The sequence below is a fragment of the Harryflintia acetispora genome, from assembly GCA_004340125.1.
Taxonomy (GTDB): domain Bacteria; phylum Bacillota; class Clostridia; order Oscillospirales; family Ruminococcaceae; genus Harryflintia; species Harryflintia acetispora.
On the sequence record SLUK01000011.1, the window covers coordinates 100,085 to 109,453 of the forward strand.

The following is a 9,369-nucleotide window of genomic DNA, read 5'->3' on the forward strand; positions in this document are numbered from 1 at the left end:
CCCTCACGGGGTGCGTGGATAGAAATCTGTCGCTAGCAGGGACGGGGCCATTATAATAAGGTCGCACCCCTCACGGGGTGCGTGGATAGAAATCTGCTGGGCGCCGCTATAGCTGCGGATGTCCAGCGGTCGCACCCCTCACGGGGTGCGTGGATAGAAATAAAGCCGTTGGGCGGATACCAGGTATCCCACACGTCGCACCCCTCACGGGGTGCGTGGATAGAAATAAGTTGGCCGCGGGCAAGACGGCCAAGAGTATCCTCGTCGCACCCCTCACGGGGTGCGTGGATAGAAATAACAAAGGAGAAATTTAATTGAAAATAGAGAGAAGTCGCACCCCTCACGGGGTGCGTGGATAGAAATCTGACCCTGGTCGCCGAGGGCAAGGTCAGCCTGGGGGTCGCACCCCTCACGGGGTGCGTGGATAGAAATCGCATCCCCTGTCCATCGGGGACTTCGTACAGGGTCGCACCCCTCACGGGGTGCGTGGATAGAAATATTGGCCCGTTTGTTTTCCCTGGCACGCGGGAGGAGTCGCACCCCTCACGGGGTGCGTGGATAGAAATATCGACACATAAAATACTGTTGAGATCAAATGTGGTCGCACCCCTCACGGGGTGCGTGGATAGAAATCTTCGGGCAGCCATCCTCCACCCGGCAGCCACCCGGTCGCACCCCTCACGGGGTGCGTGGATAGAAATTAAAAATACCAAGAAAATTTGCAGAATGGCTTTTAAAGTCGCACCCCTCACGGGGTGCGTGGATAGAAATGATATTGCTGATTGTGCTCCTTCCTACTTTGGCGTCGCACCCCTCACGGGGTGCGTGGATAGAAATTCCTTGCCGTTGAGGTAGGTGACCTCGATGGTATCCACGTCGCACCCCTCACGGGGTGCGTGGATAGAAATATCGACACATAAAATACTGTTGAGATCAAATGTGGTCGCACCCCTCACGGGGTGCGTGGATAGAAATCTTCGGGCAGCCATCCTCCACCCGGCAGCCACCCGGTCGCACCCCTCACGGGGTGCGTGGATAGAAATCATGCTGCAGCATTCCATCGGAGCGGCGATGGGGTCGCACCCCTCACGGGGTGCGTGGATAGAAATACCAATGAAAGATATTATACATTTAAGCGCACAAGACGAAGAAAGTTCTCAAGTAGATCAAAGAGCGGGATTAAATAAGCCATTACAATCAAGAGCGGTGTTTTTTGATAATAAAAGAATACCTTATCAGAAGAAACCCTGTGAGAGCATTCAATTCTTTTGGAAAAAGCTAAGGGATACTGGTAGTGATGTCTCTTTTCCTGTTAAGATTTATGAGAACAAAGGGAGGGGCTTATTTAAGTTCTCTAAGTATACAGCAAAGGAGGATATTGAAAATGTATTATTCTCAATTATTGATGCTCAGTAATAGTTTTTCAGAGAATACACTTGATAATATGGATAAATACCTTTCAGGCTTGTCTCCCGCAGCTCAAAAGCTAATTACTATTTCAAAAGTGTCTGACGCTCTCCAACTTGATTATCAGACAACTTCAGAATCACCTAAAAAAGTGCTTGGATATAGGATTATTCAAGAAAAGATACGCATTAAAATGCCATGAATGTGGCGTTCTCTTATATAAATAAAATCTTTACAAAGCATCGCGGATGTACTACCATACTGTCCAATATGTGAAAACGTAATTAATATTAAAGATATTAACTTTCAAAATGATGTAATTTTACTATTTTCCCTTAATACTCAACCCCCTTTTCAAATGGGACAACAGGATAGGATTCCTGTTTTGAACGCCTCAGGAGGAACTGTTGTCCATGTGGGTTCTCTTGACGGTGACGTTCAATATAAACTTGTAACATATGATGACCTGTTCTGTGTACAAGACTTTGAAAAACTGAGGTATCAGTTAGATCAGGTAAATGGTACAACAACTAGGCAAGGCGCATCGCTTGAAAATTTTATATGCAATTTGTTTACGCAATGTGTCTTATTCCGTGCCACAACAGGGCAAAGAACACAGACAAATCAAATTGACACAATGATTAGAATAAAATGGCTAAGTAATTGCATGCTACTTAATCGAATTGGTAGTAGCTTTTATATTGAATGCAAAAATGAAAACCAAACGCCGTCTATAGATTACTTACAGAAATTTCGGGGAATTTTACATGACGCCGGAATGAAATTCGGTGTGTTTGTTAGTAAGCAGAGCGAACCTAGAACATACAAAGAAAATGTTAATTATATTTTCTTAAAAGACGATCTTGTCATCGTACGATTCTGTTTAGCCGAATTGGAGGAATTACTGAACGAAAGAATAAATCTGCTTGATTGTGATTGTCTCAGTATGCTCTGCATGGAGTGTCATCGCTTCGGTTGCTTCGTTAATAAAAATCCCCCTCTTTATTCTTGTCTGACTATGGGAACGTCCTTTCGATTATTACTTGATCTTATCATCTCCGTTCCTCCTTTTACTTTTTTCAGTACTTTTGTTTAAAGCTTAAAAGCCACGTCTGTTCAGACTGTACTTAAAAAAATTTCCAGGTTAGAATACATCTTACCTTTCCTATTTATAGCTTTAATGCAGACTATAGCAGCAAATCAAAGAATCCCCCAAGGGACCATACGTCCCTTGGGGGATTCCCGCGATCGGGCCATTACCGATAATGATTTCCGATCTCCCGTCCGCCGCTGCGTGCCAAATTACCACACAGGCCGACCATCCTCCGGGCAACGATAGGCAGGCGGGCAAGCAGAGTGGGATCATTGTCGGCCTCCGGTCCGCCATAGAGAGCATGGTGCCCCGGATCCGCTTCCCGGGCGCCGTCACCGATAATAATCATTCCATGCACAAGCATCATGGCATGCAGCGATGCAGCGGTATTCTCCTGTCCCCCGTAAGTAGCGCCTCCCGTGACGAGGACGGCGCCCAACAAGTCTGTAAATGCACCGGAGAGGCGCCAAAAGCGGGATTTGTCGAAAAAAGCCTTGAGCTGCGCACTGACATTGGAATAATACACCGGCGTGCCGATCATGACGGCATCGGAGCTGGCAAGCAATTCGTAGGCCTCTTCCAGTCCGGTGCCGCGGGTACATTGCCCGAGGCAAGGGGAAGAGCAGGCGGTACAGAAGGGTACGCGCTGTTGACGCATAAGCGCTCCGACATGGAGAAGATGCGTTTCGGCCCCCAATTTTTCGCACTCATCCAGGAACCGCGAAAGCAGCTTGGCGGTAGTACCGTTTTGACGTGCCGAGCCGTTGACGGCGATAATCCGGCTCATCCCTTGATCCCGCTCGCGGCGATGCCCTGCACGAAAAAGCGCTGGAAGCAGGCAAATACCACAACCATGGGCAGGATGCAGACCAAGGACGCGCTCATTACGCTTGACCAGTCCACATACTGATAGCTCTGCATCACCTTGAGCCCCAGCTGTACGGTGTAATGCGCCTGATCCTTCACCACAATGAGGGGCCACAAAAAGTCGTTCCAGCGCCACATGAACGTGAAGATAACAAGCACGCCGATGAGCGCATGGCAATTGGGAACAATGACCGAGAAAAAGATGCGCAACTCCCCCGCTCCGTCCACCCGGGTGGCTTCAATCAGTTCGTCAGGAATTTCACTGATGAACTGGCGCGCCAGGAACAGCCCGAACGCTTCCGCACAGGAAGGGATGATGAGTCCGACGAGGCTATTGAGCCAGCCCAGCTTTGAAAGAATGATGAAATTGGGGACCATGGTAATCTGCATTGGAATCATCAGGGTGGACAGAACGACCAAAAACAGCGCGTTCTTACCGGGAAACGAATATTTTGCAAAGGAAAACCCGGCCAGCAGATTGATAAATACGGTGATGATCACCGCGGTCACCGTGACAATCGAACTGTTGAGAAAGTAGGTGCCAAACGGGGCCATGGACAAGGCCTTGGGGATGTTCTCAAATTGCAGCGACGAGGGAAAAAACTTGGGCGGCACGACGAGAATCTCCGAGGCGGGCTTGAGTGCGGTGGTAATCATCCAGTAAAAAGGGAACAGCGTATACAGCGTGAAGAGCACCAGCAGCACGATGAGGAATACATCCACCACCCTGGAACCGTCGAGGGTCCTTCTGTGTTTTCTCATTTTGCTCCCTCCTCCCCGCGCAGCTGAAGCAGCGTAAATGCGACCATAAAGAGAAGCAGCAGCACTCCCACCGCGGAAGCGCGGCCCATTTCCCCCGTTTGAAAGCCCAGTTCATAAATATACTGTACCATGGTCGTCGTGGCCTTCGCGGGTCCGCCGCCGGTCATCACATAAATGATATCGAACGACTTGAAGCTGTAAATCATCGACATGATGAGCACGAACACATGGGTGTTGCGCAGCAGCGGCAGGGTGATATAGCAAAACTGCTGCCAGCCGTTGGCTCCATCCACCCGCGCCGCTTCATAAAAGCTGGGCGATAAGCCCTGCAGCGCGGACAGATAGATGATCATATTGTATCCCACCCTGAACCAAAGCGTGGCGACAATGATGGGGATCATGGCCGTGGCAGGCTCAATGAGCCACCCCACCGGATCGAGTCCGAGCAGGGAGAGGAGATAATTCAGTATGCCGTAGTCGGCGTTGAAAATCCATGACCAGAGAATACCGGTGACCACCATGGAGATAACGACCGGAATGAAAAGCGCACTGCGAAAAAAGACCCGAAACGGAATACGCTTATTCAAAATTACAGCCAGCCCGAGCGCCAGCACCATGCTGGTGGGAACAGTGCCCAGCGTATAATAAACCGTATTCCAAACGCTGCGCCAGAACACCTTGGACGTGAGCAGCTTCTGATAGTTTTCCAGCCCGATGAAAACCGGCGTACCCAGTATGTTCCACTTGGTCAGACTGATATAAATGGTGTAGAACAGCGGCACGATCATAAAGGTCAAAAACAAAATCATATTCGGCGCAATAAACAGATAAGGGATCAGAGAGATTTTTTTACGCCTCTTCAAAGTGGTAGCTGCCATTTTGCCTCCTGTCGCCGCCAAAACGGCGGCGGCCACCTCCTTTTGGCGGGCGGCTCGCCAGATTCCGGATGATTCAAGTGGCTCCCCCCTGCTCGCTGAGGGAGGAGCCACCAGTGGTGTTTGTATCCTTACTCGGCCAGCGCCTCCTCGACGGCGGCGTCAAAGTCGGCAGCAATGGTGGCGGTCGGGGTGTCCTCCAGAACGACGCGCTCGATGGTCTCGCTGAAGAGCTTGGAAACCTTGGAAAAACCTTTGCTCGTCTGGCAGGCAACCATAGCGGGGTCCATCGTACCGGCCTGCTTGACGAAGTAGTTCATTTCGTCGGAATAGGTCTGATAGGTGATCCCCTCCTCGGAAAGGGAGGTGCGCACCGGCAGGAAATTGGCGTTCTCACAGAAGTATCTGGAGCTCTCCTTGCTGGTCATGAACTGCACAAATTTTGCCGCTTGCGCGGGATGCTCGCCGGCGCTGGTGATGCACAGCTCGCCGCCGCCCAGATCGGAACCGATTTTCCCATCGCGCTGGGGCATATAGGTGACGCCCCACTTGTCCTTGAGGTTTTGATCATACTGGGACATCATCCAGTTGCCGGAAATAATCATCGCAGCCTGACCGGTGGAGAAGATATCGTCCACCCCTTCGGAGCTCTCGGGGCTGATGGGAGCGAGGAGGCCGTCGCCGACCCATCCGTCGATCATGTCGAGAACCTCTAGGCACTTCGGATCAGACAGGTTCCCGCGGGTATAGTCCGCATTCACCACGCTTCCTCCGTTGGCATAAATCCAGGGGAAAAGGGCGTAAGACTTCGTTTTGGTCCAGCGATAGACAAAGGAATATTTAACGCCGTTGTCCTCCTTGACCTTTTTGGCGATGTCGCCGAATTCCTCCCAACTCCATGCCTCCTCCATCGTGGTGGGCGGCGTGATCTGGGACTTTTGGAACATATCCTTGTTGTAGAAAATGAGATAGGTATCCGTCTGCAGCGGGAACGCGACGAGCTTACCGTCTACCACCGCGGCCGCCTTGAACGCCGGCAGCAGGTCGTCGACCTCGCTCTGATCGATGTAAGGGCTCATATCGCCCAATATTCCAGCGTCCACATAGGTACCGGCCTGCTGATAGAGCATTTTGCACACATCCGGCGCCTGGCCGCCCGCAATCCGGGTATCCAGCGAGGTGTAGTAGTCAGCATAGGAGAGCATCTGTTTTTCGATCTTGATGTTTGGATTTTCCTCCATAAAGCGGTCGATCAGGGTGTTGTAGGCGTCCTCCTCGGGACCCGCCCCCGCCCAGAAGGCGAATTCCAACGTAACGGGTTCCCCTCCCGCTTCACTGGACGGGGCCGTGGAGGAGGCCTCCGATGCAGGTTCGGACGTGGGAGCCCCGGCGGAGCCACCCGAGCCCGCGCAGCCCGACAACAGGCCGCAGAAAACCGATAGGGTCAGAAGAGCGGATAATGTCTTTTTACCGTGTTTCATGATTGTTCCTCCTTATTTTAACGTAACGATATAGTCCCGGTCAGCCTCCAGGAGCTCCTCGAACATGCTGCGTATTTCAGCGGGCGAGCATACGGCCGCACTCAGGGGATCGAGCATCAGCGCATGCTCCGCCATGTCCCGGCTGCCCTCCAATACGGCGCCCACTGCCAGGGAAAAGAAATCCATGTTGGAACGGTTCAGCGCCGCCAGGTGTTCCGGCAGCTTGCCGAAGCGGCAGGGCGTCACCCCGTTGTGGTCGCACAGGCAGGCCACCTCCACCACGCCGTCGCTCCGCAGGTTTTCGATCAGGCCGCGGTTGGGAACGTTGCCGTAGATTACGGCCGGCTCGTCCTTGACGACGGCCCCAATGATAACAGGGGCATATTCCTCAGAGGACTGAATGACGATGTCCTCCTCACCCGCCAGCTGCTTTCTGATCATTTCGTCGCGGTTTTTACGCCACTCGGGCCAGCCGTAGGCATAAAAGCCGGTACCGCCATTGTAGCCGAGCGAGCAATGCGCGTCGATGAGGTCCTGGCGCTTGCGGTAATAGGGAATGTATTCGGAGAAATGGCCTGAGGATTCTGTGACAAAATAGCCGCAATACCTAAGAAAATCCAGCCGGACCGGATCGTTTTTGATAAATTCCGGGTCCTCGGCGCGGCGCTTGAGCTCGGGGTAAAGATCGCGTCCCCGATGGGTGAGCGTCGTATACCAGGACATGTGATTGATCCCCGCGCAGCTGTACTTTAGCTCCTCATACGGGACCTCCAGCAGTTCGGCCAGTTTGCGCGCGGTGTACTGGACGGAATGGCACAGGCCCACGACGGGAATATCGGTGACGAGCGAGGTTGCCAGCGTAACGGCCGACATCGGATTGGAATAGCTCAAAATCAACGCCTCGGGACAAAGCTCCTCGATAACCTTTACGATCTTCAGCCACTGGGGCACGAGGCGCAGCGTCTTGAAGAGGCCGCCGGGTCCCATCGTGTCGCCGATACACTGCTTGACACCGTATTTGAGCGGAATTTCAAATTCGTTTTTGACCGTTTGAAGTCCCATGACCTCGATCTCATTGATAACGAATTTTGAACTGCCGATCACCTCTCTCAGATCGGTGGAAGCGCTCACGCTCCATTTCCCGGTTTTTTTCGTCTTATCGATGGTCATTTCCACAATGCGGCGCGCCAGATCGAGCCGTTCGGCATTGGTATCCACCAGCGCCAGCTCGCCGCCCTCCAGGCCTTCGATACGCAGGATGTCAATGACAATTTTCTGAGTAAAAGCGCTTCCGGCGCCAATGATCGAAATTTTCACAGGCGAAGCCTCCCAACAAAATGTTGCATATTCAATAAATTAAAGCCGATCCATAGCTAAATTATAGTGCTATATGCAACACTGCGGGAGAGATGGGTTGACTGTTCATTCGGATATTTTTACTTCAAAATTCTGAAATCCAACACCAATTACTCAGAAATATTGATCTTTTCTCTCTTCCACCATATAAAAAAGCAGCGCCGTAAGGCGCTGCCCGAAGTGCAATGAGCATTATTTTATAACAGGAGCCTGCGGCTCCAATACATAGTGACGGGCCTCTCCCAAAAGGTCGCCTTCCAAACTGGTGCCGTATGTGATATGCCTGAACTGGCGGCGGTAAGTGTTGGGGCTCATATCCATGAGCTTCTTGAAGGCCCAGTGAAAGTTGGTGACATTGTTATATCCGCAAAGAGAGGCAATTTCTGTAACAGGGCGGTCGCTGTCCCGCAACAGGCTCCGCGCGGCGCTGATACGGCGCATCATAATAAACCTGTTGACAGAATAGCCCGTTTCTTTTTTAAATTCCCGGCTTAGATAAGAAGGATTGACAAAGACCTGGGCGGCAATGCCTCCCAGCGTCAGCGCATCCGTATAATTGGCGTTGATGTAGCTCATGGCGGACATGACTGCGCGGCGGAATTTGGCGCCTCTCGGAAGCTCAATGACGTCGCTGGCGCCGCTGTCCTGTACGGCAAAGAGCCGCGCCACCTCGATGAGCAGCGCATGCATGAGGCACGAGACGATCTCAACCGAATGGCTGTCTTCCATCGAATATTCATCGCGCAGCCGTTCCAAATAGCCGACAATCCGCCGGCGGGACTCAGGAAGCGTGCGCGCATGATGACAAAATCCAGACGACTGTACCGTCAACGCCGGAGGGATGAGGCTTTCGTTCTCGCAGGGCCGCATGAGCTCTAAAATCTTTTCATCAAACAGAATGACGAACGCCGCAAAGGGTTCGCCGTTAAACGACTGGCATTTATGCAGCTCGTCACTGCGAATAAAAAGCAGGTCCCCCGCTTCAAATGAATAATAACGGTTGGCAACAAAGTAAAACCCCCGTCCAGTAAGCGCATAAAAAAGCTCATACTCGCTGTGGAATTCCACCGGCATTTTCCAGTCGCCTTCATTGCGGTTGACAAAGAAGCGAAATCCATATTTGTCAATCCCAAGCTGATTCAAAGCACTCCCCCCTCTCTTAAAAGCATTCTATCATTACTTTCGATTAAAATCAACAAATTCCCCATTATTATGCGGTTTACAGGTTGTAACAAAAAATGGAATTCTTACCCGAGCGAACCGTCCATAAAAATCCCCTGAGGAAACATTTGATTCCTCAGGGGATTCTTTTAAGACAGCCACTGCGATACCTTGACATTTCCAGGAGTGATATATAAATTACACCCCGACCCATTGTCCCGAGTAGGCGCTTTGGAAGGCAGCCTCGCAGAGCTCCATGTCCCGCGCCCCCACCGCAAAGTCCGCGTAGTCCCGCCGCGCCCCGGGCTCCAACAGCGAGCGGTAAAACTGCTTAAACCCCTGGTAGAACGCCCCCGGGAACCCTTCG

General features: G+C 51.8%; 8 protein-coding genes and 1 CRISPR repeat array (1 of these 9 running past the window's edge). Of the genes, 2 read left to right on the top strand and 6 right to left on the bottom strand.

From position 1 onward, the window contains the following. Positions 1–1,109: a CRISPR direct-repeat array (repeat unit 33 nt; unit sequence GTCGCACCCCTCACGGGGTGCGTGGATAGAAAT); it begins 2,925 nt to the left of the window's first position. A 4-nt stretch (positions 1,110–1,113) separates the two neighbouring features. Beyond that, on the top strand, positions 1,114–1,416 hold the full coding sequence (locus EDD78_RS11795; RefSeq protein WP_132085062.1) for a hypothetical protein: 303 nt from the start codon (positions 1,114–1,116) through the stop codon (positions 1,414–1,416). Continuing rightward, on the top strand, positions 1,385–1,609 hold the full coding sequence (locus EDD78_RS11800; RefSeq protein ID WP_132085063.1) for a hypothetical protein: 225 nt from the start codon (positions 1,385–1,387) through the stop codon (positions 1,607–1,609). The genes EDD78_RS11795 and EDD78_RS11800 overlap by 32 nt, the downstream gene beginning before the upstream one ends. 1,054 nt (positions 1,610–2,663) lie before the next feature. On the opposite strand, the gene EDD78_RS11810 is transcribed toward EDD78_RS11800, so the two are convergent. From EDD78_RS11810 to EDD78_RS11835, 6 genes are all read right to left on the bottom strand, one after another. Beyond that, positions 2,664–3,287, bottom strand: coding sequence for a flavodoxin family protein (locus EDD78_RS11810; RefSeq protein WP_132085065.1), 624 nt, complete (start codon positions 3,285–3,287; stop codon positions 2,664–2,666). Continuing rightward, complete coding sequence (locus EDD78_RS11815; RefSeq protein WP_132085066.1) at positions 3,284–4,129, bottom strand: carbohydrate ABC transporter permease; 846 nt, start codon at positions 4,127–4,129, stop codon at positions 3,284–3,286. The genes EDD78_RS11810 and EDD78_RS11815 overlap by 4 nt, the downstream gene beginning before the upstream one ends. Continuing rightward, positions 4,126–5,007 (bottom strand): carbohydrate ABC transporter permease, encoded by an 882-nt coding sequence (locus EDD78_RS11820; protein WP_079699052.1) that lies wholly within the window; start codon positions 5,005–5,007, stop codon positions 4,126–4,128. The genes EDD78_RS11815 and EDD78_RS11820 overlap by 4 nt, the downstream gene beginning before the upstream one ends. Positions 5,008–5,135: 128 nt before the next feature. After that, positions 5,136–6,485, bottom strand: a complete 1,350-nt coding sequence (locus tag EDD78_RS11825; RefSeq protein ID WP_132085067.1) for an ABC transporter substrate-binding protein — start codon at positions 6,483–6,485, stop codon at positions 5,136–5,138. A 12-nt stretch (positions 6,486–6,497) separates the two neighbouring features. Next, on the bottom strand, positions 6,498–7,802 hold the full coding sequence (locus tag EDD78_RS11830) for a family 4 glycosyl hydrolase (RefSeq protein WP_132085068.1): 1,305 nt from the start codon (positions 7,800–7,802) through the stop codon (positions 6,498–6,500). A 231-nt stretch (positions 7,803–8,033) separates the two neighbouring features. Next, positions 8,034–8,984, bottom strand: a complete 951-nt coding sequence (locus tag EDD78_RS11835) for an AraC family transcriptional regulator (protein ID WP_079699049.1) — start codon at positions 8,982–8,984, stop codon at positions 8,034–8,036. Positions 8,985–9,369 lie beyond the last annotated feature (385 nt).